The organism is Defluviimonas salinarum (genome assembly GCF_026013545.1).
GTDB lineage: Bacteria > Pseudomonadota > Alphaproteobacteria > Rhodobacterales > Rhodobacteraceae > Albidovulum > Albidovulum salinarum.
Genome location: NZ_JAPDOG010000010.1, coordinates 60,972 through 85,704 on the forward strand (window position 1 = coordinate 60,972; position 24,733 = coordinate 85,704).

The window sequence follows — 24,733 nt, forward strand, 5'->3', positions numbered from 1 at the left end:
ATCGGTTCCTCTCGGGAGCACCCACGGGCGTATCCCGTGTCTCCCATTTCATATGGCGGCCCCATTGCCGCCGCCCCCAATCCTTCGCATGCGCCCGGGGGCATGGGCTCACGTCACAGATGCGCGGCCCTTACAGGAAAACCGGGGGATTGGGAAGAGAGTGCTTGAAACCCGCGACTCCCGCAGGCCCGCGCCGGGGTTCCGACAAGCCGCGGCCGCGACTGTTTTTTGTTGGTGGAGGGAAGGAACGATGCCATCATGGCCGCGCCCGGATCGCCGGCGCGTTCTCGCGCAATGTCTTGGACCGTAAAGCAAATGGAGTTTCTGATGCGCAAATTGATCCCCACTTCCTGCAGCGTGGCGGCGCTCGCGCTCGTGGCCGGACAGGCTGCGGCGCAGTCCAGCGACTGGAGCTACTTTGCGACCTTCTACCTTTGGGGGGCGGAAACCAAGACCAGCATCGGGACGGCGGTGGGGCCGGTCGAGTCCAAGTTGAGCTTTTCCGATGCGCTCGACAATCTCGATCTGGCGCTGATGGGGACATTCGAGGCGCGCAACGGGCGCTGGTCGCTGCTTGCCGATTACATGCTCACCGACCTCTCGATCCCGGGCGGTCCGGTGCTGGGCGGAGCGTTCTCGGGCACCGATCTTGATCTGAAGACGCAGATATTCTCCGGCTACGCTATGTACACGGTCTATGAGCAGTCCTCTACCTCGATCGACATTGCCGGTGGCTTCCGATGGTTCAGTACCGACAACACGCTTGAGCTGTTCTCCGGCGCTCTGCCGGGGCGCCGGGTCACTGCCGGTGACGACTGGGTCGACCCGGTGATCGGCGCGAGGGTGCGGTTCCCCATCGCCGACCGGTGGAGCGGCATGGTCCTGGCCGACTATGGCGGGTTCAGCAGCGACAGCGAGACGTGGCAGGCGCTCGCGGCCGTAAGCTACGAGATCAACCAGAACTGGGTTGTCAGTGGCGGCTGGCGGTACATGGATTTCGATCACGACATCAACGGCCGGCCCTTCACGTTCCGGCAGTCCGGCCCGATCCTCGGCGCGACCTACCGGTTCTGAGCGGCAAGCCGGCACCGACGCTGTCGAGGCGGTGACGGCAGCCTCTCCGGGGCGGGCGTTCGATTCCATGTCGCGACGGCGGGATCCGTTTGCCGGGATGGACGGACGCACTGGTGGACAGGGGCGTTGCGGCGGCGCCACGACCACGGCGCCGCGTCTGCCATACGGTTTGCCGACAACAATCCGACGTTATGGCATAACTGCGCGGCCTGACCTAGATAAGGCGCATGATGAAACACCTGCGTCTCCTCCTCGCCCCGCTCGCCCTCGCCCTGACGGTCTCCCCGGCCCTTGCCGAGAAGATCCCGCTCGCGCAGATCTCCGGCTACCTCAACAGCCTGAAGACCGCCGAGGCGCCGTTCCAGCAGATCAATGCCGACGGCTCCACCTCCTCCGGCAAGGTCATCATCCGCCGCCCCGGCCGCATGCGCTTCGAATACGGTCCCCCCGACCGCACGCTGGTGCTGGCAAGTGGCGGCCAAGTGGCTATTTTTGATGGAAAATCCAACCAGCCCCCGGAACAGTACCCGCTCAAGAAGACCCCTCTCAACCTGATCCTCGCCGCCAATGTCGACCTCTCCCGCGAGAAGATGGTCGTCGGCCACACCGAATCCGGCTCCCTCACCATCGTCACCGCCCAGGATCCGGAACACCCCGAGTACGGCACGCTGCAGCTCGCCTTCTCGGCCAATCCCGTCGCGCTGAAACAGTGGCTCGTGACCGACGAGGCCGGCGGCCAGACGACCGTGATCCTCGGCCCGCTCGAGGCCGGCAACAGCTACCGCCCGTCGATCTTCTCGATCCACGCAGAAGCGGAGCGGCAGAAGCGCCGGAAGTGATCCCTCACAGCCGGTCGCAGGTGATGAGCTGGCGCTGGTACATGTCGGCCCGGCGGCCGACATCCGCCGCGACCCGTATCAGCCAGGCCTTCTGCAGGTGGCTGCCCCGTGCATAGCCCGCCTGACCCTCGTGATAGGCGAGGTACTGGCTCTGCGCGTCCCACTTCGACAGGCCGAGCTTCCTCTCGGAGCGGCTCATGTACCAGCCCATGAAATCCGCCGCGTCGTCGATCCTGTTGCGCTTCGCCCCGCGCCGGCCGGTGTCGCGGCGATAGTCGTCCCAGGTGCCGTCAAGCGCCTGCGAATAGCCATAGGCCGAACTCTGCCGGCCGGCCGGAATGAAGCCGAGCGCGTAGCGCCGCTTGGTACGGGCATTGCCGATGAACTTCGACTCCTGGTAGATCGTCGCCATCTGCACATGGACCGGAACGCCCCAGCGCTCCTCGGCGCGCTTCATCGCGCCGTGGTATTTCGGCCGCTGGTCGAGGATCGAACAGGCGTTGTCGAGATCGCGCGGCGCGGAATTGTTGCCGCCGCCGCAGGACACCAACAGCAATAGAACGCCCAAGCGGAGAATTCTGCTCATACTGCCTCGCTCGATCTCTTTTTTTATCGAGTCTACGGCATATCCACCTGCGAGGAAATCCCCCACGCGTTGCTCCCCTGGCCAGTCTCGGGGCGCCGTCGACCGCCGGCGATCCGGTAGCGGTGCGGCAAGCCGGAGGAGGTGCAGATCCGTGTCCGTCAGGCAACGTTCCGAAAAACTGTAGGAATGCGGTTCACAGACTGTTTCCGCTCCATTCGGCCTCGACGATAGACAGGCAACTCGCCAAAGGGTACCTTAAAAGGAGGGGAACGGCGTGATGTTGAAGACGAACGCGAAATATAACCTCGGGCAGGTGGTGCGGCACCGCAAGCACCCCTTCCGCGGTGTCGTGTTCGATGTGGACGCGATGTTCTCCAATACGGAGGAATGGTACGCGGCGATACCCGAGGATAGTCGCCCGGTGAAGGACCAGCCCTTCTACCATCTCCTGGCCGAGAACGAGGAGAATTACTACGTCGCCTATGTGTCGGAGCAGAATCTCGTGGCCGACCAGTCTGGCGAGCCGGTGGATCATCCGGATGTCCACGATCTTTTCGGCGACTTCGAGAACGGCCGCTATCCCCTGCATTTCCAATTGAACTGAAATCGGCAAGTCCAGCCGTGAGATCACGCATGCGGCTTGCGTGCCGAGACGGGCGATTTCCGAGATCATCCGGCCGCCGTCCACGCAGCTGTATCCGACGGCACGGTGGCTGGAATTTCGTTTCGAACTTGTCGTGATTGCGAGGAGAATCGCGGAGCCATACGCTTATTGCGCTACGCGTGAACAGTCGACCCGCTGTGGCCGCGTTTGGAGCGCTTTCCGGGACGTGGCGCTCTGGTTTCGACCGCAAGCGCGATCAATCGACAGGGCGGGCGCAATTGGCGAGCGTCCGATCGGGGCAGATCGCAGGATCGTTCGATTGCCCGAAGGGAGTATTTCCTATGATGCGCGAAGGCCGGGGCAAATAATTGGGCGCGCGCTTTGATCAAGGAAATTAAAGTCCTCGACGCCGCGCAATGGGTGGGGGCTGTTGAACGCGGCGCCGAGGGAAGCTTTTAGCAGCTACGAGTTAATCCTTGCTCTTCAATCGGGCCGGGATTGGGTGGATTTGCGGCATAATTGCGGCGACGATTGCGCGTCATCTCGACAGCGGAAGCCGGAACGTCAGGTAATTGCTGCCATCTTCGCGGCGATAGGCGAGGTCGGTCGCCAGCGTGCGAATGAGCGACCACCCCCAACCGCCCTCGGGGAGGTCGTCAAGTCGAGGCGGAAGGGGCCGCATGCGGCCCTCGGGAAGCGTGAGCGCAGGCATCGCGTGCCCGGAATCGACGATTCGGCAGCAGATCCATCCCGCTTCCCGGTGCAGGCACACTTCCACCTGTCCGGACGTCCGTCCGTCATAGGCGTGCTCGACGATGTTGTTGAGCACCTCGGCAAGAGCCAGTTCCAACGTGCCCGCATCGTCCCGGCTGAGGCCGCGGGCAAGCTCGGCGACCGCCTGTCCAAGTACGCGGCGAACGGTGCAGGGGTCGGCCTCGAAGCAAAGGTGAAACCCCTCCCCGGTGGACGGGGCGGAAACCCTTCCGGCCGGTTCGCGACGGGGTGATCCGGTTTCGCCGTCAGAGATCATGCCCGGCGCCGTGAAGAGCCGCCGCGACATCGGCGTGGATCGGGAACACGCTGTCCATGCGGGTCAGATGGAAGACCCGACCGACATTGGGCGTAAGTCCGGCCAGTTCCAGCCGATGCGCCGGCGCGAGGAACTTCATCACCGAAACGATCGCGCCGAGGCCGGAACTGTCGACGAATATGACGCGACCGAGGTCGAGAATGATCCGGCCGCCGGCCCCCGCTGTCAGGTCGCGCATCCGGTCCTTGAACTGGATCGCGACGGCGGCATCTATTCGCTCCTCGTCGACGTTGACGACGAGCGCCTCCGCAACGGATTCGGCAGTCAGGTTCATGGTGCAGACCTCCAACAGGTCTCTGGAGGCTAGACGCCAATCCTTACTATTCGGTATGCCTTGGACCGGAAGCGGAACCGGATACGGAAGGACCGATGATGGAAGATGTAGTGATCGCCGGCGCGGCGCGGACCGCGATGGGCGGTTTCCAGGGAGCTTTCTCGGACTCCGATGCGGCAACGCTGGGCGGTGCCGCGATCGCCGCGGCCCTGGCGGATGCCGGCGCGGCCCCCGACCTCGTCGAGGAAGTGCTGATGGGCTGCGTTCTGCCAGCCGGTCAGGGTCAGGCCCCGGCGCGGCAGGCGGGGTTCAAGGCCGGCCTCTCGGACGCCGTGCCGGCGACGACGCTCAACAAGATGTGCGGGTCGGGCATGAAGGCGGCGATGATGGCGCATGACCAGATCGCGCTCGGCACCACCGGCATCATGGTCGCGGGCGGGATGGAGAGCATGACCAACGCGCCCTATCTCCTGCCGAAGATGCGCTCCGGCGCGCGGCTCGGCCATGCCCAGGTCATCGACCACATGTTCCTCGACGGGCTCGAGGACGCCTATGACAAAGGGCGCCTCATGGGCACCTTCGCCGAGGATTGCGCCTCGGCCTTCCAGTTTACCAGGGCCGAGCAGGACGACTACGCGCTTGCCTCGCTGTCGCGAGCGCTTCAGGCGCAGAAGTCCGGCGCGTTCGATGGCGAGATCACGCCCGTGACGGTCGCGACCCGCAAGGGCGAGACGACCGTCGCGTCCGACGAACAGCCCGCCACCGCGCGGCCCGAGAAGATCCCGCAGCTGAAACCCGCCTTCCGCAAGGACGGCACCGTGACGGCGGCCAACTCCTCGTCCATCTCCGACGGCGCGGCGGCGCTCGTCCTCGCCTCGCGCCGCGCCGCCGAGGCGGCCGGGCTGAAGATCCGCGCCCGGATCCTCGGCCACGCGTCGCATGCCCATGCCCCGTCCGAGTTCCCGACCGCCCCGGTTCCGGCGGCGCGGAAGCTTCTCGACCGGCTCGGCTGGCCGGTCGCCGATGTCGATCTTTGGGAGGTGAACGAGGCATTCGCCGTCGTGCCGATGGCCTTCATGCGCGAGTTCGGCCTCTCGCATGACATCGTCAATGTCAACGGCGGCGCCTGCGCGCTCGGCCATCCGATCGGCGCCTCGGGCGCACGGATCATCGTGACGCTCCTGAACGCGCTGGAAAAGCGCGGGCTGAAGCGGGGCGTCGCCGCGATTTGCATCGGTGGCGGCGAGGGCACTGCCATCGCCATCGAACGCCCATGATCTTCACATTGCCGGAGATACTGCCGGTGGACCGGGGCGCGGCAGCCCTCGGCCGGCCGCCAAGAGGAGCACAGATGAACGTCGATTATCCCACGCTCGCCGCCGTGATCGCGAGCCTTGCCGAAGGCGAGACGGACGCGGTCGCGCTGATGGCCACGGTGGCCTGCGAGGTGCACCATTCCGACGACCGCTTCGACTGGACCGGGTTTTACCGGGTCACGGCGCCGGGGATGCTGAAGATCGGCCCCTATCAGGGCGGTCATGGCTGCCTCGCGATCCCGTTCGAACGCGGCGTCTGCGGTGCAGCGGCGCGCTCGGGCGAGATCCAGATCGTCGACGACGTGGAGGCCTTCGCGGATCACATCGCCTGCTCCTCGTCGACCCGGTCGGAGATCGTCCTGCCGGTCTTCGCGAAGGACGGGCGGCTGATCGGCGTCTTCGACATCGACAGCGACCAGCCCGGCGCCTTCACCGAGGAAGACGGGCGCGGGCTTGCCGCCATCCTGAAGTCGGTTTTCGGCCATCTGTGACGCGGATCGCCGGGCGGCGCACCGGCCGGCGTGAGAACGTCGCCGCATGAGCGACACCCAACATCACCATGGCAGCTGCCTCTGCGGCGGCGTGACTTTCGAGACCGACGGCCCCTTGCGCGACGTCTGGGCCTGCCATTGCGGCCAGTGCCGGCGCACCAGCGGGCATTTCTGGGCGGCGACCTCGGCGCCGCTCGACCGGCTCCGCATCACCTCGGACGAGACGCTTGCCTGGTACGACAGCTCTGCCGCCGCGCGGCGCGGCTTCTGCCGGCGCTGCGGGGCGAGCCTCTTCTGGAAACCGGCCGGACAGGACCGCATGGCGATCGCGCCGGGCGCGCTCGACGGGCCGACCGGGCTGAGGCTCACCCGCCACATCCACACCGAGGATGCGGCGGACTATTACTCCTGCGAGGGCCCGCGCCCGGACGCGCCGGCGGCGCGGCCCGACCATCTCGACTGCGCCTGTCTCTGCGGCGGCGTGGCCTTCACGGTGCCCGGGGCGGCGGGCCCGATCACGGCCTGTCACTGCACGCAGTGCCGCAAGCTCTCGGGCCACTACGCGGCATCGTTCGACGCCGACGAGAGCGCCGCCACCTGGCGGAGCCGCGAAACCCTTGCCGAGTACCGGACCCCGGGTGACGGGCGGCGCGGTTTCTGCGCCCGCTGCGGCGCGAGCCTCTGGTTCCGATCGGCCAAAGGCGAGTTCTCGGTGGAGGCCGGGTCGGTGGTCGGACCGACCGGCGGTTGGCTTGCCGAGCATATCTTCGTTGCCGACAAGGGCGATTACTACGAGATCGACGACCGGACCCCGGGTTCGTGACGCCTGCGGTCAGAGCCTCCGGCTCGGTACCCAGGCGTAGCCGTTCTCGCACAGGATGTAGCATTCCCTGAGCCCGTGCGGCTTGTCCGTCGGCGGCTGCAGGATCGTCGCCTCCGGGAAGGCCGAGGCCCGTTCGGCGGCGGCGTCGGGATCGGTCTCGTAGAGCCGGATCTCGACCCCGGCGCCGCGCGGACCGGCCTCGGGCAGAAGTGCCGGTAAGGGGTGCGCGTGGTAGGTCGGATCGGCGTGAAGCTGAAACACCTCGCCGTGATATGACATGATGGCGAAATCCCGGCTGAGCCGGTGCGCGGTCATCCCGAACACCGCGCCGAGGAAAGCCGCCAGACGCTCGACATCGCGGACGAGGAGATTGAGCCCGATGCCGGAAAGCGAACGCCCGAAATCCTCGGCCTTGACCGTCTCGTAATCCATCGGAACCTTCCTCTGCCGGACCGACGCTCGCAACATCCGAGGGCGAGGTCAATCCCGCGCGGGATTGACCGGACCCGAGCTTTCGGTCAGGGCTTTGGGCGAGCCGCAGCGGAGCGCAAGCGATGTGGGATCTGATCCAGATCTTTCCGACCCAGAGCCTGATCGCCTTCACGATGGGCGGGCTGATCCTCAACCTCGCGCCGGGGGCGGACGTGTTCTTCACCACCGCCTGCGGGCTGCAGGGCGGGCCGCGGGCCGGCGCGATGGCGGGGCTCGGGGTCGGGCTCGGCGTGGTCTGGCATGTGACGCTCGCGGTCCTCGGCCTCTCGGCGCTGATCGCGGCCCATCCCGGCGCGCTCGGGGCGATCCGCTGGGCCGGGGCGGCCTATCTCCTCTGGCTGGCGTGGAAGAGCTGGCGGGCAGCGGGGCCGGAGGGGCGGGTGCGCGGCGTGATGTCGCCCTGGCGCGCGGTGGCGCGCGGCTTCCTGTCGAACGCGCTCAATCCCAAGCCGGTGCTCTTCATCCTCGCCTTCCTGCCGCAGTTCACCGACCCGGCCTACGGGCCGATCTGGCAGCAGGTCCTGCTTCTCGGCGGGATCTTCACCTTCACCGCGACCCTGGTCACCGTCGGTTATGGTATCGTCGCGGGCGTGCTTGGCGCGCGCATCGGGGCGAGGCTCAACGCGCTCAACCGGATCGCGGCGGTGATGTTCGCGGGACTTGCGGCGAAACTGGTAACGGAGTGAGACGATGGCCGAGGTAACCCTTCTCGATGGCGGCATGGGCCAGGAACTGCTCGCGCGGTCGGGCGACAAGCCGACGCCGCTCTGGGCGACCCAGGTGATGCTCGACCATCCCGGCCTAGTGCGCCAGGTCCACGCCGATTACTTCGCCGTCGGCGCCACGGTCGCGACCACCAATACCTATGCGATCCATCACGACCGGCTGGTGAAGGCCGGGCTCGACGACCGCTTTGCCAGCCTGCACATGCAGGCGCTGGCCGAGGCCGCGGCAGCACGGGCCGAACACGGATCCGGCCGGATCGCGGGCTCGCTCGGTCCGCTTGTCGCCTCCTACCGGCCGGAGACCCATCCGCCGCATGACGAGGCGGTCGCGAAATACGCCGAGATCGCCGGACTCCTCGCCCCGGTCGTCGACGTGTTCCTCGCCGAGACCGTCGCCTCGCTTGCCCACGCGCGCGCGGTGCTCGAAGGCGCGAGGGTCGGCGGTCGGCCCGTCTGGATCTCTGTCACGGTCGACGACGAGGACGGAGCGCGGCTGCGCTCGGGCGAGCCGGTCGCCGCGCTCGGCCCGATCGTCGAGCGCGGCGGGGCTGCGGCGGTCCTCGCCAATTGCTCCGCGCCCGAGGCGATGGCGGCCGCGCTGGAGGAACTCGCCCGCTTCGGTCTGCCCTTCGGCGCCTACGCCAACGGATTCCAGCAGATCACCAAGGCGTTTCTCAAGGACAGCCCGACGGTCGACGCGCTCGCGGGGCGGCCGGAGATGACACCGGCCCGCTATGCCGAGTTCGCGATCACATGGGTCGGGATGGGCGCGACGATCGTCGGCGGCTGTTGCGAGACCGGCCCGGCGCATATCGCCGAGATCGCGCGCCGGCTGAAGGCGGCGGGGCACCGCCTCGTCTGATCCCGCAGGTGGGCGCGGACGGCGGCGGCGGAAGCCTCCGGCGGGGATATTGGGGCAGGATAAAGGGGGCTGCGCGGCGCCCGTGGCCGTGCTACCGGTGCGCCCCATGACTGATGCCGCCTACAATCCGCCCGCCGATCCGCTGAACGTGATCCATGCCGATCACGCGATTCTCGTCATCGACAAGCCCGCTGGGCTCCTCTCGGTGCCCGGCAAGGGCGAGGATCTGGCCGACTGCCTGATCGCGCGAGTGCAGATGGTCTATCCCGAGGCTTTGCTGGTGCACCGGCTCGACCGCGACACGTCAGGCGTGATCGTCTTCGCGCTGACCCGCCATGCGCAGCGCGAGCTTTCGGCCCAGTTCGAGGGGCGCAAGACGAAGAAGACCTACCGCGCAAGGCTCTGGGGCCATCTCGAGCCGAAGGAGGGCAGGGTCGACCTGCCGCTGATCGTCGACTGGCCGAACCGGCCGCGCCAGCACGTCAACCACGAGACCGGCAAGCCAGCCCAGACCGACTGGAAGGTGCTCGGCCACGATCCGGATGGCACGACGCGGGTGCGGCTCATGCCGATCACCGGGCGCAGCCATCAACTGCGCGTCCACATGAGAGAACTCGGTCACCCGATCCTCGGCGACGCGCTTTATGCGGAGGGGGATGCGCGCGACTTCCCGCGGCTTATGCTCCATGCCGAGAGCCTGCGCTGCAACCATCCCGAGACCGGGCGCGGCATGACCTTCTCCGCACCCTGCCCGTTCCGGTGATCAACCATCGGCACGAGGACGGCGAAACCCGGTCCGCGGCGATCTATTCCGACTGCGGCGCGTATCGCTACTTGCTGCGCCGCGACTGGGGGCGGGGCGGGCGGCTGCTCTTCGTCCTTCTCAACCCCTCGACGGCGACCGAGGAGCGGAACGATCCGACGGTCGAACGCTGCGAGCGGCGGGCACGGGCGATGGGGTTCGGCGGCTTTGCCGTCGCCAACATCTTCGGCTACCGCGCCACAGATCCGCGCGAGCTGAAGCGGGCGGCCGCGCCGGTCGGGCCGCATAACGACGCGGCGCTACTCGCGGCCGCGGCGGAGGCGGCGCTGGTCCTCTGCGGCTGGGGCGTGCACGGCACCCATCTCGGCCGCGGTTTGGAGGTCGCGGCGGCGCTGCGAGCGGCGGACGTTCCGCTCTGGCATCTCGGGCTGACCCGCGGTGGCCATCCACGCCATCCGCTCTACGTCGGCTATGCGCGCCACCCTGAACCCTGGCGCGAGGCTCCGGCGGAAAATGCGGAGAATTGAATCGGCTGCAGGTTTCTTGGCCCCGGCTTAAGGTTTCGGCGCTTCACTGGCAGCGGGGTGTGCCGGCCACGGGGATTGCCGGCCGCGAAGATCGGGTGGATGGCATGTTCATTTTGGCCAGCCTCGTTGGGCTGATGATGGTGGGGGCCGCGGTTGATTTCAGCGGCATATTGAGGGCGGGCGAGGATCCCGGTGCAGGCGATCCGCCGCCCGAGGACGACGACGCCTCGCAGGAGCACGGGATCGAGGGAACGCCGCTGGACCTGATCGTGTCGGGCACGGACGAGACCGAGACCATGTCGGGGGGCGAAGGGGAGGACCGGATCGGCGGCCATGGCTATCCGCCGTCCGAGGACGACGACGCCTCGCGGGAACACGGGATCGGGGGAGCACCGCTGGACCTGATCGTGTCGGGCACTGACGAGGCTGAGACCCTGTCGGGAGGCGACGGAGAGGACCAGATCGGCGGCTATGGCGGCGACGATCTCATCGCGGGCGGAGAGGGGCGCGACGACCTTCACGGGCAGGACGGCGATGACACGCTTCTTGGCGGCGGCGGTGGCGATGCCCTGCACGGCGGGTACGGCAACGACGACCTGCATGGCGAGAACGGCGATGATCTGCTTGCGGGCCACGAAGGCGACGACACGCTCGACGGCGGCGCGGGCGACGACACGCTGATCGGCGGCGGCGGCGCCGACCTGCTTCACGGTGGCGATGGCGACGATGCGTTGCAAGGCACGCTGGGCGACGACACGCTCGTCGGCGGGGCCGGGCAGGACACGCTCATGGGCGGCGATGGTCGCGACATCCTCGACGGCCGCGTGCCCAATGGGTGTGATCCGGACACCGACGGGCGCGACTTTCTCAACGGCGGCGCGGGTGACGACACGATCCGCGTCGGAGCGGGCGACTGGGCCGAGGGCGGCGCCGGGGCGGATACGTTCGGACTCGCCGACTGGCTGGGTGACAAGGAGGGCGTCACGACGATCGGCGACTACGATCCGGAACAGGATCGGCTGGTCCTGATCTACGACCCGGCGCGGCATCCCGATCCGGAGGTTGCGGTCGGGTCGTCGCAGGAGGTGGCGGGGGCGATGGAGATACGGATCGATGGATTGGTCATCGCCCATGTTCTAGGCTATCCCGCGCTGACGCCCACCGATATCGCGCTGATGCCGGAGGATGCGAAGGGCGCCGCCTGACAGCGGGGGTATTTCCCGCTTTTCTTTTCGGGTGTTTTCCCCTATACGCGCGCATCCGCTGGAAACGGCGGGTGCACTCCACGGGCCTTGCTGGACGACATCCCGGCTTGCGCCATGACCCTTTGACACCGAAAGGAGACCCCGATGTCGATCACTGCCGAAGAAAAAGCCCGCGTCATCAAGGAATTCGCGACCGCCAAGGACGACACCGGTTCACCGGAAGTCCAGGTTGCAATCCTCTCCTCGCGGATTGCCACGCTGACCGAGCACTTCAAGACCCACGCGAAGGACAACCATTCGCGTCGCGGCCTGCTGAAGCTCGTCGCCCAGCGCCGCAAGCTTCTCGACTACCTCAAGAAGAACGACGAAGCGCGCTACGCCAAGCTCATCGAGCGCCTCGGCCTGCGCCGCTGATCGCGGATCGACCGACGGAATCGACCGCCCGTGCCGAAAGGCGCGGGCGTTTCATTTCGGGCGAGCGGGAAACCGCATTGACCTCGTGTCGTCCGGTGGTATGTCCCGGCCTCCGGCGGATGCATTCGCGGCAGGTGAAGCCGGCGCGGGACTTGAGCTCGCGCGCAACCATGAGGCCCGAGCTTCCTGCGCGGCGGTCGGCCCATCATTTCCAGTGGTTAAAATGAGGCGTCGGCGGCCCATGCTCCCTTGGCGCATGTCCCAGCGCAAACCATTGTGATTAATGAAGGTTGGTCCACCTGGGACAGGCCGATCATCGACGCGCGGCCTGTCATGGCTCTCCGGGCGCGGGTCGGGTCGGCAATAGATCCAGAGGGTCGATTGACCGGCGATCGGCCGAGGACACGCCATCTGCTCGTCCTTTAGCCGGCACGACGGTTTGTCTATCAGTCTCGTTGTCGAAGGGCGGCACCGGCAGCACCCGTGCCGGCCGGACATCAGTATCCCAGAAGGCTCGCGCCGACCACCGTGGCCGCGCCGGCAAAGCCAAGGACGATACCGAGCGCGAGCACGGTCGTGAAGAGGCCGGCCACGACCCAGAGCCCATCGCGGGCGGTGAAGCCGAGCGACAGCAGGATGATCGAGATCGCCGGCATCGTGTTGCCGAACGGCACTGGCAGCGTCACCATCAGGCCGAGGAAAAGCACGATCGCGCCGTAGATCCTGTCGAGAAGCACCTGGCCCCAGGGCCAGAGACGCGGATGGGCGAGGCGCTCGATCCGCTGCAGGTAGGGCAGGGCGCGCTCAACTCCCCGTTGGAGCGCGGCGCGGTCGAAGCTGCGGTCGCGGAGGCTCGCCGGCAGCCAGAGCGTGCGGGCTCCGACGAGAAGGGCAAGACCGAGGAAGACCAGCGGCAGGCCGAGCACGGTCGAGGAGCCGGGGATGATGGTGACGACGTTGATCATCCCCATGAGCAGGATCAGCGGCGCGAGCCCGCGCGAGGAGAGATGACCGACCAGCTCGCCTAGCGTGAGCCGCGGGGTGGGGCCGGACACCGCTTCGACGAGGACCTGCGACAGGGGCTTCGGCTCGCGGAACGGGCCGTGGGGTTCTTCGCCCATGTCCGGAAAATGAACGGGCGCGTTCATCGGGGGGCGGGTCCGCGCTGGGCGGAGGGGCGGCGCATTTCACTACCTCGTGGACGCCGGAATGCCGCCGCCGGTGATCGGGGCGGGTGGGGCTAGCGATCTAGATGGGGCGCCGCCCCGGCGCGTCAAGGGCGCGTGCCGGGGCGGCGGCGGGTTTCGGCCGGCCGCTCAGGGCCGCTTCGTCGCGGGCGCGCCGCCCTCGAACCAGTTGGGCCTCGCGTAGTCGCAGGGCGCCTCCTGCATCTCGAGGTGCAGGCGCGTCCCGGTGTAGGGATGGGCGCGCGCGAGATCCTCGTCGAACTCGATGCCGAGACCTGGGGTGTCAGGGACGATGACGTAGCCCTCTTCCCACTTGATCGAGTTCTTGATGAGCTTGAGGTGGAAGGCGCCGCCGGTCTCGATCGTCTCCACCATAAGGAGGTTCGGGATCGAGGCGCCGAGCTGGATGTTGGCCGCCCATTCCACCGGGCCGGCATAGAGATGCGGGGCCATCTGGGCGGTGAAGACCTCGGCGATGGCGGCGAGCTTCTTCATCTCCCAGATCCCGCCGGCGCGGCCGAGGGCGGGTTGCAGGATGCGGGCGCCGCCGGTCCTGAGCACGGTCGCGAACTCGGCCTTGGTGGTGAAGCGCTCGCCGGTCGCGACCGGGATCCGCACCGCCTTCTGCACCTCGGCGAAGTCCAAGAGGTTGTCGGGCGGGATCGGTTCTTCGTACCAGAGCGGCCCGTAGGGCTCGATCGCCTGGGCAAGCCGGATCGCGCCGGCGACGTTGAACTGGCCGTGCGTGCCGAAGAGAAGGTCGGCGCGGTCGCCCACCGCATCGCGGATCGCCTTGCAGAAGGCGGCCGAGCGCGAGATGTCGGACTGGCTGGGATCGTGGCCGCCGCGGATCGTATAGGGGCCGGCGGGATCGAACTTGACCGCGGTGAAGCCCATGCCCGCGAAGCGCGCCGCCGCCTCGGCGGCCATGTCGGGGCTGACCCAGAACTCGGCCGTTTCCTTGCCGGCTTCGGGGTAGAGATAGGTATAGGAGCGCAGCCGCTCGTTGATCCTGCCGCCGAGAAGGGCGTGGACCGGGCGGTTCCGCGCCTTGCCGATGATGTCCCAGCAGGCGATCTCGAGCCCCGAGAAGGCGCCCATCACGGTGAGGTCGGGGCGCTGGGTGAAGCCCGAGGAATAGGCGCGGCGGAACATCAGTTCGATGTTTTCGGGATTCTCGCCGGCCATGTGGCGGTTGAAGACGTCGGTGATGACGGCCTCCATCGCCTTCGGACCGACCGAGGAGGCGTAGCACTCGCCGTAGCCGGTGATGCCGTCATCGGTGGTGAGCTTGGTGAAGATCCAGTAGCGGCCGCCCCAGCCGGGGGCGGGCGGTGCTACGGTGAAGATCTCGAGGTCCTTGAGTTTCATCTCGTCCTCATGCGGTTGAGCGGGGTTTGCGACGGCGCCGGGGCGCCGGGGCTTCGGCTTCGCGGCGGGATCGTGCTAGGCTCGCAGGGGAGCGGGCGGCATGACGGAACCGATCACATATCAGCTTCTCGGCCCCGGCGAGCTGGCGCTCCTGACCGGTGTCGGTGCGGGGCTCTTCGACTATCCGGTCGATCCGGAACAGGCGGCGGCGTTTCTGGCCGATCCCGGCCACATGATCGTGCTGGCCCTCGCCGGGGCGGAAGTGGTGGGTCTCGCCTCGGGGACAGTGCTTCTGCATCCCGACAAGCGGCCGGCCCTCTTCGTCAACGAGGTCGGAGTGCGCGAGGCATGGCGGCGGCAGGGGATCGGCCGGGCGATGATGGCGGTGCTTTTCGCCGAAGCTCGGGCGCGGGGCTGCGTGGGCATCTGGCTCGGCACCGAGACGGACAATGGGCCGGCGCTCGCGCTCTACCGGCGGCTCGGCGGCGACGAGGTGCCGTTCGTCGGCTTCGGCTGGGACGGCGCGTTCGATGACTAGCCTCCGAGGACGAGGACGTTGCGGCGGGCCTTGCCGGCACGGGTGTCGGCGATCGCCTCGTTGATCTCGTCGAGGCTGAAGCGGCCCGAGATCAGCTCGTCGAGCTTGAGCCGGCCCTGGGCGTAGAGATCGGTGATCCAGGGGATGTCGCGGGCGAGCACGGTGTCGCCCATGAGCGAGCCGGTCATGCTCTGTCCGGTCGCGGCAAGGATCACCGGTTCGTAGGCGGAGGTCGCGCCGGAATGCGGCATGCCGACCGCGACCATGCGGCCGCCGGGGGCGAGGAAGCGCGGCGCGGTGTCGTAGGCGGGGATCGCCCCCACGGTGACGAGCACCGCGTCGGCGCCGCGCCCGGCGAAGCGTTTTGCTTCCGTCCAGGGTTTCGGATTGGTGGCGAGGACGCCGTCGGTGGCGCCGAACTCGATCGCGGTGGCGAGTTTCTCGGCGTTCATGTCGACGGCGATGATGCGCGCGGCGCCGGCGAGCCGGGCGCCCTGGATCGCATTGAGGCCGACGCCGCCCGCGCCGATCACCGTCACCACCTCGCCGGGGCGGATGCGGGCGGTGTTCACCGCGGCGCCGAGCCCGGTGATTGCGCCGCAGGAGAGAAGCGCGGCGGCCTCCATCGGGATGCCAGCGGGCAGGGAGGCGAGCTGGCTTGATTGCACGACGACCCGTTCGGCGAAGGCGCCGCAGTTCAGGCCCTGTTTGAGGGGCTTGCCGTTCCAGCTCAGCGGGCTTTCGGTGCCGGGGGGCGTTGCGCAGTGGACCGGGCGGCCGGTGGCGCAGGGCGCGCAGGTGCCGCAGGCGCGAATCAGCGTGACGAGGACCGGGTCACCCGGCGCGTAGGCGACAACACCGGGGCCGGTGGCGCTGACCCGGCCGGCCGCCTCGTGGCCGTAGACCGCGGGCAGCGCGCCGCCCCAGCCGCCATCGATATAGGAGATGTCGGAATAGCAGATCGCGCAGGCGTCGAGCGTCACCTCGACCTCGCCGGGGCCGGGCGCGCGCAGATCGACCGTCTCGACCGTGAGCGGTTGGCCGAATGCATGGCAGATGGCGGCGCGGATCTGGGGCATCGCGGTCTCCGTTCGGGGTCAGGCTACGGGGTCGGCGGGTGCGGATTCGCGCGAACGCGCGACAAGGATGATGACGCAAACGACCACCAGCGCGGCGGCGAGCAGGAACGGCGCGCCGGGGAAGTAGGGCGCGGCGCCGGGGCGGGTGAACCACGAGAAGGTCCCGGTCATCAGCATCGGCGAGAGGATCATGCCGACGGCCGTCAGCGAGGCTATCACGCCCTGCAGTTCGCCCTGCTGGTCGTCGGGGGTGCCGTTCGACATCAGCCCCTGCATCGCCGGACCGGCGATGCTGCCGAAGGCGGCGATGGCGGTGAAGACGATGGCGGCGGAGCCAGAGGTGACGAAGGCGAAGAAGAGGCAGGCCGCGAACTCGATCCAGAGGCCGTAGAGGGCCGCGCGACGCTCGCCCACGGCGCGGATCACCGGGCCGATGGCGAAGGCCTGCACGAGCGTGAAGAAGAGCCCGTAGACGGCGAGCGAGACGCCGATCATGAACGGGTCCCAGTCGAACCGGGCCTTGCCGTAGAAGGCCCAGACCGATTCGTAGACATGGAGTGCGACGTTGTAGACGAGGTAGAGCGCGAGGAGCCGGCCGAGGCCGGGCAGCCGGCCGATGGCGCGGAACGAGGCGAGGGGATTGGCCCGCGCCCAGGAGAAGGGGCGGCGGATCCGGTCGGTCACCGATTCCGGCAGGACGACGAGGCCAAGGACGAGATTGGCGGCCGAAAGCGCCGCCGCGCCCCAGAAGGGCGCACGGATGCCGAGGGTCGAAAGCAGGCTGCCGAGGAACGGGCCGGCGATGAAGCCGAGCCCGAAGGCCGCGCCGATCAGGCCGAAGTTCTTCGCGCGGTCTTCTTTCGGCGAGATGTCTGCCATATAGGCCGAGGCGGTGGTGTAGGTCGCCGCGGTGATCCCGGCGACGACGCGTCCTACAAGGAGGAGCCAGATCGTACCGGCGACTGCCATGATCGCGTAGTCGAGCGCCATCACCCCGAGCGCGGTGAGCATCACCGGCCGTCGCCCGAAGCGGTCGGAGAGGTTGCCGACGACGGGGCCGAAGAGGAACTGCATCACCGCGAAGGAGGTGGCGAGGACCCCGCCCCAGAGCGCCGCATGCGAAATGTCGGCGCCGGTCACCTCGGCGAGGAGGTTGGGCATGACGGGGAAGATGATGCCGATGCCGATGGCATCGATCATCACGGTCATCAGGATGAAGATCAGCGCGAGGCGGTTCTGCATGGGGTGTCCTGCCCGTCGGGCCCGGACACGCTAGCGGACGCCGCGCGGCGGGGAAAGGCGGGATTTCCCTGCCGCAGGTTCGGGTCGGGGCCCGGTGTCGCCCCCCACCCCCATCCCCTCCCCACGAGGGGGAGGGGAGGCGCTTCAACCGGGCGTGTCGCCGTCGGGGCGGAGATTGGGCCGGGTCCGGGCGATCTCGTCGAGGCGCCGGGCGAGGAGCGCGGGCGCCGAGAGAAAGGGAGAATGGCCGGTCGGCAGGGCGCTGACATGGGCAGGGGGAAAGCCGGCGCTCATCGTCGTCTGGTAGCCGGGCGGGATCGCGTGGTCGTCGTCGCAGCGGATGTAGTGCTTTTCGACCGAGGGCCAGTGGTGCAGCGGCGGCAGCGCGGTCGATTGCGGCGCGATCGGCTCGGGGCAGAGCCGGGGCAGCGTATCTGCCAGCGCCGCCTCTGAGCAGTCGTGGAAGAAGGTGGTACGCGCCTTCTCCGGGTCGATCCGGTAGCTGATGCCGTCGGGATCGGCGTGGACGGCGCCGGCGAGAGGCTGGCTCGGCCCGGCGCGGCGCATCTCGATCATCGAGAGGCCGGGGGCGGGGACGTAGGCGCAGAGATAGACGAGCCGGGTGATCTTTTCCGGCGCGCGTTCGGCCGCGAGCGTGATCGGGTAGCCGCCGGCGGAATGGCCGACCAGCGTCACCGGCGCTTCGATAGCAGTGAGGATCGTCTCGGCATAGAGGTCAAGCGTCGCCGCCGCCGCCGGAGTCGGGTCGTCGCCGTGGGCGGGCAGGTCGATGGCCTTCGCGTCGTGACCCAGGGTGGCGAGTTCCGCGATCACCTCGCGCCAGCACCAGGCGCCGTGGCAGGAGCCGTGGATCAGGAGAAAGCGCGCCATCGTTCAGTGATGGCCGATCGCGGTAAGGAAGCCGGTCAGGAGCGTCGCGTATTCGCCCGGCTTCTCGACCGGCGGCAGGTGACCCGCGCCTCGGATGAGCTCGAACCGGGCGCCGCGGATCAGGCCCGCGGTCTCGCGCACGAGGTCGGGCGGGGTGGCGCCGTCCTCCGAGCCGGCAAGCACCAGCGTCGGCAGCGTGAGGCCCGAGGTCGGCGTGATGAAATCGGTCCCGGCGATCGCGGCGGCGGTGCCGGCATAGCCCTCGACCGGCTGCCGGGTCAGCATGTTGCGCCAGCCCCGCAGCTCGGGCGTGGCGCGGAACGGCTTCGAGAACCACCGCTCCATCAGTCCGTCGGCGATCGCCTCGATCCCGTCCTTGCGGACCGTCGCGATGCGGTCGGCCCACATCTGCTGGGTGCCGATCTTGGCCGCGGTGTTCGACAGCACCATCGCGCGCAAGAGATCCAGCCGCTTCACCGCGAGCCCTTGGGCGATCAGCCCGCCGACCGAAAGCCCGACGAAGACGCAGTCGCGCACCCCGAGCCCGTCGAGCAACCGCTCGGCATCGCGGACGAGCGTGCCCATCCCGTAGGGCCCGGCCGGGCAGGAGGACAGCCCGTGGCCGCGCTTGTCGTAGCGGATCAGCCGCAGCCCCTGCGGCAGGCGTGGCACGAGCTTGTCCCACATCCGCAGATCGGTGCCGAGCGAGTTGGCGAAGACCACCGGCGCGCCGGCCGGGTCGCCGTCCTCGCGCCAGTGGAGCTGGATGTCTCCGAGATCGAGAATGTTCATCGCGTGCCTTCCGGGGTTGCTCCGGCATCCTGCGGCGGCAGGGTGGGATCCACAAGACCGCGCCGGCCTCGCTGCGGCGGGGATTTGCGCCGTGGCCGTGGCAATGCTACCAGTTCGGCGGGACGGATATTGGATATGGTGTGATTGATCATGGCCGGTCGGAACCTGCGACGGGTGCTGTTTCGGCTGCACGCCTTGGTCGGGCTGAACCTCAGCCTTCTGTTCGCGCTCAGTTTCGTGACCGGGACGCTCCTTCTCTTCTCGCCGGAACTGACCCTTGCCGGCCGGCCGGACCTGTGGCTGGCCCGCCTGACGCCGCCCGAGCAGACCACGTTCGGAGCGGCATACGACAACATACGGAAGGCCGATCCCGGTACCGAGATCTTCATCATGCGGCGCTCCGAGCGGCCCTGGTTCGGCGACATCGCCTATGTCAAGGACGCGCGGGACCGGCCGCGGATGGTCTGGACGGATCCGGCGGACGGGCGGGTGCTTGGTTCGGGTGGCGCTGGGCTGGCGGCGGCACGCAATGCGATCCGCGAGATCCATGTCAACTACCTGACCCGGTGGAGGCCGGCGGAGGTCGCCGTGACGGCGCTGTCGGTCGCGCTCTTTTCAATGCTGGTCACCGGGCTCGTCACCTACCGCCGGTTCTGGAGGGGAATGCTCCGCCGGCCCGCTGCGGGCGGAGATGCCCGGCTGCGGATGGGGGCATGGCATCGGCTGGTCGCGGTCTGGGTTTGGCCGTTCCTGCTGATCGTCAGTGTGAGCGGGATGATCTTCCTGCTCGACCGGATCGGAGTGCGCCCGCGGCATCCGCCGCCCGGCGCGCTCGCTGTGCGCGCAGAGCGGCTGCCCGCCGGCTTCGACGGCCACGACCTCGATCGGCTGGTGGCCGCCGCCGAAGCGGTGGTGCCGGAACTGGTCGCGACCCAGATCACGCTTCCCGGGCTGCCGCGAGAGCCGCTCGCGGTCGTGGGCCATATCGCGGGCCGGGGGGCGATGTTCGGTCCGGCCGAGGTCCGGTTCGATCCCGCGACGATGGGGATCGTCGCGCGCGATCTGCCCGAGACCGGCAATGCGATGGCCCGGATCCTTCCGGTGGCGATCGGCGTTCATTATGGCAAATGGGGCGGATTCGTGTCGATACTCGTCTGGGTGGCATTCGGTCTCGGTGCGGTCACGCTTGCGGTAACCGGCATGAGGGTCTTTATCGCGCGACTTCGTCCGGCGCGAAACGACCGGTCCGCTGGCGGTCTGGACGTGTTTCTTGGTGGGCTTGGACCTGTAAAATGGGCCTATGCGGCACTCGCCGTCACGATGGCCGCAATGGCGCTTATCCACGCGATCTGAGGGTTTCCGCGGTGGTGCGTACCCGGCGGCTCCGGTAGATGCGGTCAGTCGAAAGCGATTCGCGCCACGATTGAGCCGCGCGCGGATTTTTGGCCGTATCTCCGGAATTGTCGTGTCGTCGCGTCGGGTGAAAAAAGAGTAAAATCAATCACCCTTGGGTTCCGTCGCCGTTGCGCCAATGTTGCGCCAAAATTCGGCCTTTTTCATCCTGTGAACAATTGTTCTCAGGGGATGTTGTTACGTTCTTTTGTACGAGTTGTGCCGGCGTTGGGATGCGCCGGGCGTGACTTTTGCATTGGTACGACCGCAGAAACGTGGGGAACGATTTTAAAATGCAAGCGCAACTTGAGGCGGAAACCCCTGTCGATCAGGAAGACTTCGTGGACGAGCTGTCGGCGGGCACGAAGCTTCTGAACGGCCAGTACACGATTTCCCGCTTTCTCAATCACGGCGGGTTCGGCATCACCTATCTGGCCAAGGACAGCCTCGACCGCGACGTCGTGATCAAGGAGTGCTTTCCGGGCGCGTTCTGCCGGCGCTCGAACACCATCGTCGGCGCCCGCTCGCGCGCCCACCAGGCCGAGTTCCGCTCGATCGTGCGGCTCTTCGTGCAGGAGGCGCGCAACCTCTCCAAGCTCGTTCATCCGAACATCGTCGGCGTGCACCAGGTCTTCGAGGACAACGACACAGCCTACATGGCGATCGACTACGTCAACGGTCGCGATCTGCTTGCGATCATCGAGGATCCGGAAGTCGAGTTCGCCCCAACGCGGATCGTGTCGATCACGCGCAGGCTCCTGGACGCCGTGGCCTTCGTGCACGCCAGTGGCCTCCTGCACCGCGACATCGCGCCCGACAACATCCTCATCAACGGGGCCGGCGAGCCGATCCTGATCGACTTCGGCGCCGCGCGCGAGGAGGCGACCCGCGCCAGCCGGGCGCTCTCGGCGCTCCGGGTCGTCAAGGACGGCTACTCGCCGCAGGAATTCTACATCGCCGGCAGCGAGCAGGGGCCGTGGAGCGATCTCTACGCGCTCGGCGCCTCGATCTACCACGCGATCGCCGGGGAGGCTCCGGCCAACAGCCAGGTGCGGCTCGCCGCCATCGCCGAATCCAAGCCCGACCCTTACGTGCCGCTCGCGGGGCGGTTCCCGGGATACCCCGAGGGCTTCCTCGGATCGGTGGACCACGCGATGAACGTGCTGCCGCGCAATCGCATCCAGTCGGCGGGCGACTGGCTGTCGCTTCTGGACGGAGCGGCGGTGGCGTCGGCTTCGGCGGCGGCTGCGGCGATCGAGGCGGCGGTGGCCGGGATGGTGGCCGAGGCCGGTCAGCAGGACGTGGCGGATCCGCAGGACGAGCCGCAGGAGAAGAAGGAACAGGCCTCGGCGCCTCAAGACGGCGCCGGGCGGAAGGAGGCGTCGGCGCCTCCGGCGACCGGGAAGACGGAGGTGGCGGCACTTCGGCCAACCGGGCGAATGGAGGCGGTCGCGCCTTCGCCGACCGAGCGCAAGAGCCGGCGCGGCTTGATGCTCGGCGCCGCGGCGATCGCGATCGTGGCGGCGGTCGGCGTCGCGATGACGATGACCGGCCCGGAACCCGTGGCCAAGACGGTTCCAGCTGCGACCGGGGTGGCGGAGACGCCTGCGCCGGAGACGAAGACGGCGACCGAGGCAAAGGTGGCTGAACCCGTGGCAGTTACGACAGCGACCACCGAGAGTGCTGCCACAGAGAGCCCGGTAATCGAGACCGCTGCCACCGAGGGCGCGGCGGCGGAGAGTGCGGCGGCGCCGGTGCGCGCCGAACTCTCCTACGCGGTCTGGGATGTGTCGCTGCCCTTCGCGTCCGAATACCGCGTGATCGGCACCACCCGGTTCGCGCGGCTGACCGGCGTGAACGAGGGCGTCGACCCGGCCCTGGTCGGCGACTGGATGGTCGACGGCGCCATGATCTTTGCGATCAACGGCCGGCCGATCTCGATCACCAACGATCTCGCGGCGCAGGTGCTGCGCGACATCACGGTGGGCAAGGACGGAATGGCCCACGCCGAGCTGCGGATCAAGACACCGGGCGGGGCGAAATACCAAAGCGTGGAAATCGCGATTCCCGCCGTGCGCCGGGTCGGCCTGGCCGATGCGACGAGTCTCGAGAGCCGTCTGGTCGACGGCGCGTGGAAGACCGTCGCGGTTGGAGTCACCGAGGGTGCTACGTCCAAGCTGCACGACGGCGATGTGCTCTTGCGCGAGGTATCCACCAACACGCGGTTCGATGCCGCGGATTCCGCCGAGCGTCTGATCGAGAAGCTCGCTGGCGGCGAAACCACGGAGGCGACGCTCGAAGTGCAGCGTGGTGGCCAGACGACGACCGTGACGATGTCTCTGGCGCCCGCGAGTTGAGCCGGTGCGGTGACCCGGAGCCGTTTCTTTTCAAGTACTCCCGCGGATGTCGCCGCGACCTGACACATCAACCCAGAAGGCCGAGACAATGAAGATAAGACCACTGCAAGGACTCGGAGACCGCGGCTTCTCCTTCGATCTCGTGTCGCGGCGCAAGGCGATGCAGGAGCGCGCTGCGGAGCCCGCACCCGAACCCGCGCCGGCATCCGAGCCCGAGCCAGCGCCGGTGGTTGCCGCCGAGACGCCCAAGCCGGCCGCGTCCAACACCGGGCAGGTGGAAGCCTTCGAAACGCTGATCCTGCGGCGCCTGTCGTCGGCCATGCAAACGGCCGAGACCGCGCCGCAACCCGTCGCCGCCCCGGTCAAGGCTTCCGAGGTCCGGCCCGCGGCCGAGGTCGCGCCTATTAGCACCCCGGCGCCTGTCGCCCCCTCAGCTCCGACTGCCGATCCTGCCCCCGCGGCTGCGGCCGTGGATTCCGAGCAGGGTTCTGCGCCGCGCCGTTCGAGCCGGGTCAAGACGACCTTCCTCGGGTTCGACCGCTCCGGCGGGCGCGTGGCGGAGCTGTTCGCCGAAGGCGCCGCCAGCGCGCCGGTGACCGGCCGTTCGGAATTCCCGTTCGGATGGGTCGTGGTCGTCAAGGGGCCGGGGCGTGGCGCCTCGTTCACACTGCAGGCCGGCGTTTCGCAAATCGGGCGCGGCGACGACCAGGCGATCCAGCTCGATTTCGGCGATACCAACATCTCGCGCGCCAACCATGCCGCGATCGCCTTCGACGACGAGGAGCGCAAGTTCTATCTCGGCCACGGCGGCAAGGCGAACATCGTCCGGCTGAACGGCAAGCCGGTCCTCTCGACCGAGCACCTGCAGGACGGCGATCTGATCCGCATCGGTGAGACGACACTCAGCTTCGTTGCCTTCTGCGACGAGGATTTCACTTGGGCTGATCAGTAAGAAAGTAGCTTGTTCAATGCGTTATGATGTAGCCACCGCGCTCCACAAGGGCCAGCGCGATTACCAGGAAGACGCCGTGGCGGCCCGGTGCGCCGCCAATCGTCCGATCGGTTTCGCCGTTCTCGCCGACGGAATGGGCGGCCACGCGGCGGGCGATATCGCCAGCGCCATCGTGGTAGAGGAGATGTCGCGCAGCCTTGGCGACCGGTTAGAGCCGGGCGAAGTCAGCGACGATGATATCCCCTCGATCCTGCATGAAGCCGCCACCAGCGCCAACGCGTCGATCGCTTCTTATGTGGCGCAGAACCGCGACGTCGCGGGGATGGGTACGACACTCATAGCGCCCGTCGTGCACGAGGACCGGCTGCACTGGATCTCGGTCGGGGACTCGCCGCTCTACGTCTTCAGCGAAGAGGGCCTCCGGCAGATCAACGAGGACCACTCGATGGCGCCGCAGATCGACCTGATGGTGCGCACGGGTATGATGGACGCCGAAACCGCGCGCAACCATCCTGACCGCAACTGCCTGACCTCAGTTCTGATGGGCAGTGCGATCCCCCGGATCGACTGGGGCAAGGCACCAGTAAAGCTTGTGCCTGGCGACATCGTGATCGCCTCGAGCGATGGGCTGCAGTTCCTCACCGACGAGGAGATTCAGGACATTGTGAGCAGGTTGCGCACCGAAAGCAGCGCTGTTCTCGCGCGGGCGCTCGTCGCCTCGGTCGAGTCCCTCGGCGATCCCGACCAGGACAACATCTCGGTGGCCGTGATCAAGATCAGTTAATGAGTGAACCCGCCCGCGTGTGGCGGCGTTCAAACGAAAACCCAACAGGCAGGACAGGCGGCC

Annotated in this window: 27 protein-coding genes; 17 read left to right on the forward strand and 10 right to left on the reverse strand. The window is 68.0% G+C overall.

Annotated features, from left to right (window positions below; translation table 11 throughout):
* Positions 1–327: 327 nt before the first annotated feature.
* Both OM960_RS12330 and OM960_RS12335 read left to right on the forward strand, forming a co-directional pair.
* Positions 328–1,074: a porin family protein gene (locus OM960_RS12330; protein WP_264772144.1), complete on the forward strand. Its 747-nt coding sequence runs from the start codon at positions 328–330 to the stop codon at positions 1,072–1,074.
* Positions 1,075–1,304: 230 nt separating this feature from the next.
* Positions 1,305–1,913 carry a LolA family protein gene (locus OM960_RS12335; RefSeq protein ID WP_263334834.1) on the forward strand — a complete coding sequence of 203 codons (609 nt, stop codon included), beginning with the start codon at positions 1,305–1,307 and terminating at the stop codon, positions 1,911–1,913.
* A 4-nt stretch (positions 1,914–1,917) separates the two neighbouring features.
* On the opposite strand, the gene OM960_RS12340 is transcribed toward OM960_RS12335, so the two are convergent.
* Positions 1,918–2,499, reverse strand: a complete 582-nt coding sequence (locus OM960_RS12340; RefSeq protein ID WP_263334832.1) for a transglycosylase SLT domain-containing protein — start codon at positions 2,497–2,499, stop codon at positions 1,918–1,920.
* A 277-nt stretch (positions 2,500–2,776) separates the two neighbouring features.
* Between OM960_RS12340 and hspQ the strand changes: the two genes are divergently transcribed.
* Positions 2,777–3,103 carry a heat shock protein HspQ gene (gene hspQ, locus OM960_RS12345; protein ID WP_263334829.1) on the forward strand — a complete coding sequence of 109 codons (327 nt, stop codon included), beginning with the start codon at positions 2,777–2,779 and terminating at the stop codon, positions 3,101–3,103.
* Between the two features lie 538 nt (positions 3,104–3,641).
* On the opposite strand, the gene OM960_RS12350 is transcribed toward hspQ, so the two are convergent.
* Together OM960_RS12350 and OM960_RS12355 are read right to left on the reverse strand one after the other, a co-directional pair.
* A complete protein-coding gene (locus OM960_RS12350) occupies positions 3,642–4,163 on the reverse strand; it encodes an ATP-binding protein (protein ID WP_264772145.1) in 522 nt (173 codons plus the stop codon).
* A complete protein-coding gene (locus OM960_RS12355) occupies positions 4,123–4,467 on the reverse strand; it encodes an STAS domain-containing protein (RefSeq protein ID WP_263334826.1) in 345 nt (114 codons plus the stop codon). The genes OM960_RS12350 and OM960_RS12355 overlap by 41 nt, the downstream gene beginning before the upstream one ends.
* Positions 4,468–4,565: 98 nt before the next feature.
* Here OM960_RS12355 and OM960_RS12360 point away from each other — a divergent pair, with 98 nt between their 5' ends.
* From OM960_RS12360 to OM960_RS12370, 3 genes are all read left to right on the forward strand, one after another.
* Positions 4,566–5,744, forward strand: coding sequence for a thiolase family protein (locus tag OM960_RS12360; RefSeq protein ID WP_264772203.1), 1,179 nt, complete (start codon positions 4,566–4,568; stop codon positions 5,742–5,744).
* A gap of 74 nt (positions 5,745–5,818) precedes the next feature.
* Entirely contained in the window at positions 5,819–6,274 is a 456-nt protein-coding gene (locus tag OM960_RS12365; protein ID WP_263334824.1) for a GAF domain-containing protein, read from the forward strand.
* A 46-nt stretch (positions 6,275–6,320) separates the two neighbouring features.
* Positions 6,321–7,097 carry a GFA family protein gene (locus OM960_RS12370; RefSeq protein ID WP_264772146.1) on the forward strand — a complete coding sequence of 259 codons (777 nt, stop codon included), beginning with the start codon at positions 6,321–6,323 and terminating at the stop codon, positions 7,095–7,097.
* 9 nt (positions 7,098–7,106) lie between these two features.
* Here OM960_RS12370 and OM960_RS12375 read toward each other — a convergent pair whose 3' ends face one another.
* Positions 7,107–7,529: a VOC family protein gene (locus OM960_RS12375; protein WP_264772147.1), complete on the reverse strand. Its 423-nt coding sequence runs from the start codon at positions 7,527–7,529 to the stop codon at positions 7,107–7,109.
* A gap of 122 nt (positions 7,530–7,651) precedes the next feature.
* On the opposite strand from OM960_RS12375, the gene OM960_RS12380 reads away from it, so the two are divergent.
* The 6 genes from OM960_RS12380 to rpsO all read left to right on the forward strand — a co-directional run bounded on the left by OM960_RS12380 (position 7,652) and on the right by rpsO (position 12,085).
* On the forward strand, positions 7,652–8,275 hold the full coding sequence (locus OM960_RS12380; protein WP_264772148.1) for a LysE family translocator: 624 nt from the start codon (positions 7,652–7,654) through the stop codon (positions 8,273–8,275).
* Positions 8,276–8,279: 4 nt separating this feature from the next.
* Entirely contained in the window at positions 8,280–9,176 is an 897-nt protein-coding gene (locus OM960_RS12385; protein WP_264772149.1) for a homocysteine S-methyltransferase family protein, read from the forward strand.
* Positions 9,177–9,282: 106 nt separating this feature from the next.
* On the forward strand, positions 9,283–9,939 hold the full coding sequence (locus tag OM960_RS12390) for an RluA family pseudouridine synthase (RefSeq protein ID WP_264772150.1): 657 nt from the start codon (positions 9,283–9,285) through the stop codon (positions 9,937–9,939).
* On the forward strand, positions 9,936–10,466 hold the full coding sequence (locus OM960_RS12395; protein WP_264772151.1) for a DUF1643 domain-containing protein: 531 nt from the start codon (positions 9,936–9,938) through the stop codon (positions 10,464–10,466). Before OM960_RS12390 ends, OM960_RS12395 begins: the two co-directional genes overlap by 4 nt.
* 104 nt (positions 10,467–10,570) lie before the next feature.
* Positions 10,571–11,671 carry a calcium-binding protein gene (locus tag OM960_RS12400; RefSeq protein WP_264772152.1) on the forward strand — a complete coding sequence of 367 codons (1,101 nt, stop codon included), beginning with the start codon at positions 10,571–10,573 and terminating at the stop codon, positions 11,669–11,671.
* Positions 11,672–11,815: 144 nt separating this feature from the next.
* Positions 11,816–12,085 (forward strand): 30S ribosomal protein S15, encoded by a 270-nt coding sequence (gene rpsO / locus OM960_RS12405; RefSeq protein WP_263334811.1) that lies wholly within the window; start codon positions 11,816–11,818, stop codon positions 12,083–12,085.
* Between the two features lie 497 nt (positions 12,086–12,582).
* On the opposite strand, the gene OM960_RS12410 is transcribed toward rpsO, so the two are convergent.
* Complete coding sequence (locus OM960_RS12410) at positions 12,583–13,233, reverse strand: exopolysaccharide biosynthesis protein (protein ID WP_264772153.1); 651 nt, start codon at positions 13,231–13,233, stop codon at positions 12,583–12,585.
* Positions 13,234–13,401: 168 nt separating this feature from the next.
* Positions 13,402–14,643, reverse strand: a complete 1,242-nt coding sequence (locus tag OM960_RS12415) for a mandelate racemase/muconate lactonizing enzyme family protein (RefSeq protein ID WP_264772154.1) — start codon at positions 14,641–14,643, stop codon at positions 13,402–13,404.
* Between the two features lie 100 nt (positions 14,644–14,743).
* On the opposite strand from OM960_RS12415, the gene OM960_RS12420 reads away from it, so the two are divergent.
* Positions 14,744–15,181, forward strand: coding sequence for a GNAT family N-acetyltransferase (locus OM960_RS12420; protein ID WP_264772155.1), 438 nt, complete (start codon positions 14,744–14,746; stop codon positions 15,179–15,181).
* Here the strand turns inward: OM960_RS12420 and OM960_RS12425 are convergent.
* From OM960_RS12425 to pcaD, 4 genes are all read right to left on the reverse strand, one after another.
* Positions 15,178–16,260, reverse strand: coding sequence for a Zn-dependent alcohol dehydrogenase (locus OM960_RS12425; protein ID WP_264772156.1), 1,083 nt, complete (start codon positions 16,258–16,260; stop codon positions 15,178–15,180). The genes OM960_RS12420 and OM960_RS12425 overlap by 4 nt on opposite strands.
* Positions 16,261–16,278: 18 nt before the next feature.
* Positions 16,279–17,502, reverse strand: coding sequence for a TCR/Tet family MFS transporter (locus OM960_RS12430; RefSeq protein ID WP_264772157.1), 1,224 nt, complete (start codon positions 17,500–17,502; stop codon positions 16,279–16,281).
* A gap of 144 nt (positions 17,503–17,646) precedes the next feature.
* The gene (locus OM960_RS12435) at positions 17,647–18,393 is read right to left on the reverse strand and encodes an alpha/beta fold hydrolase (RefSeq protein ID WP_264772158.1); all 747 of its coding nucleotides are present in this window, start codon (positions 18,391–18,393) and stop codon (positions 17,647–17,649) included.
* A 3-nt stretch (positions 18,394–18,396) separates the two neighbouring features.
* A complete protein-coding gene (gene pcaD / locus OM960_RS12440) occupies positions 18,397–19,185 on the reverse strand; it encodes a 3-oxoadipate enol-lactonase (RefSeq protein WP_264772159.1) in 789 nt (262 codons plus the stop codon).
* A gap of 150 nt (positions 19,186–19,335) precedes the next feature.
* Here pcaD and OM960_RS12445 point away from each other — a divergent pair, with 150 nt between their 5' ends.
* The 4 genes from OM960_RS12445 to OM960_RS12460 all read left to right on the forward strand — a co-directional run bounded on the left by OM960_RS12445 (position 19,336) and on the right by OM960_RS12460 (position 24,670).
* Positions 19,336–20,538 (forward strand): PepSY-associated TM helix domain-containing protein, encoded by a 1,203-nt coding sequence (locus OM960_RS12445; protein WP_263334799.1) that lies wholly within the window; start codon positions 19,336–19,338, stop codon positions 20,536–20,538.
* 332 nt (positions 20,539–20,870) lie between these two features.
* Positions 20,871–22,934, forward strand: coding sequence for a serine/threonine-protein kinase (locus OM960_RS12450; RefSeq protein WP_264772160.1), 2,064 nt, complete (start codon positions 20,871–20,873; stop codon positions 22,932–22,934).
* An 88-nt stretch (positions 22,935–23,022) separates the two neighbouring features.
* On the forward strand, positions 23,023–23,886 hold the full coding sequence (locus OM960_RS12455; protein ID WP_263334795.1) for an FHA domain-containing protein: 864 nt from the start codon (positions 23,023–23,025) through the stop codon (positions 23,884–23,886).
* A 16-nt stretch (positions 23,887–23,902) separates the two neighbouring features.
* A complete protein-coding gene (locus tag OM960_RS12460) occupies positions 23,903–24,670 on the forward strand; it encodes a PP2C family protein-serine/threonine phosphatase (RefSeq protein ID WP_264772161.1) in 768 nt (255 codons plus the stop codon).
* The last annotated feature ends 63 nt before the right edge of the window (positions 24,671–24,733 follow it).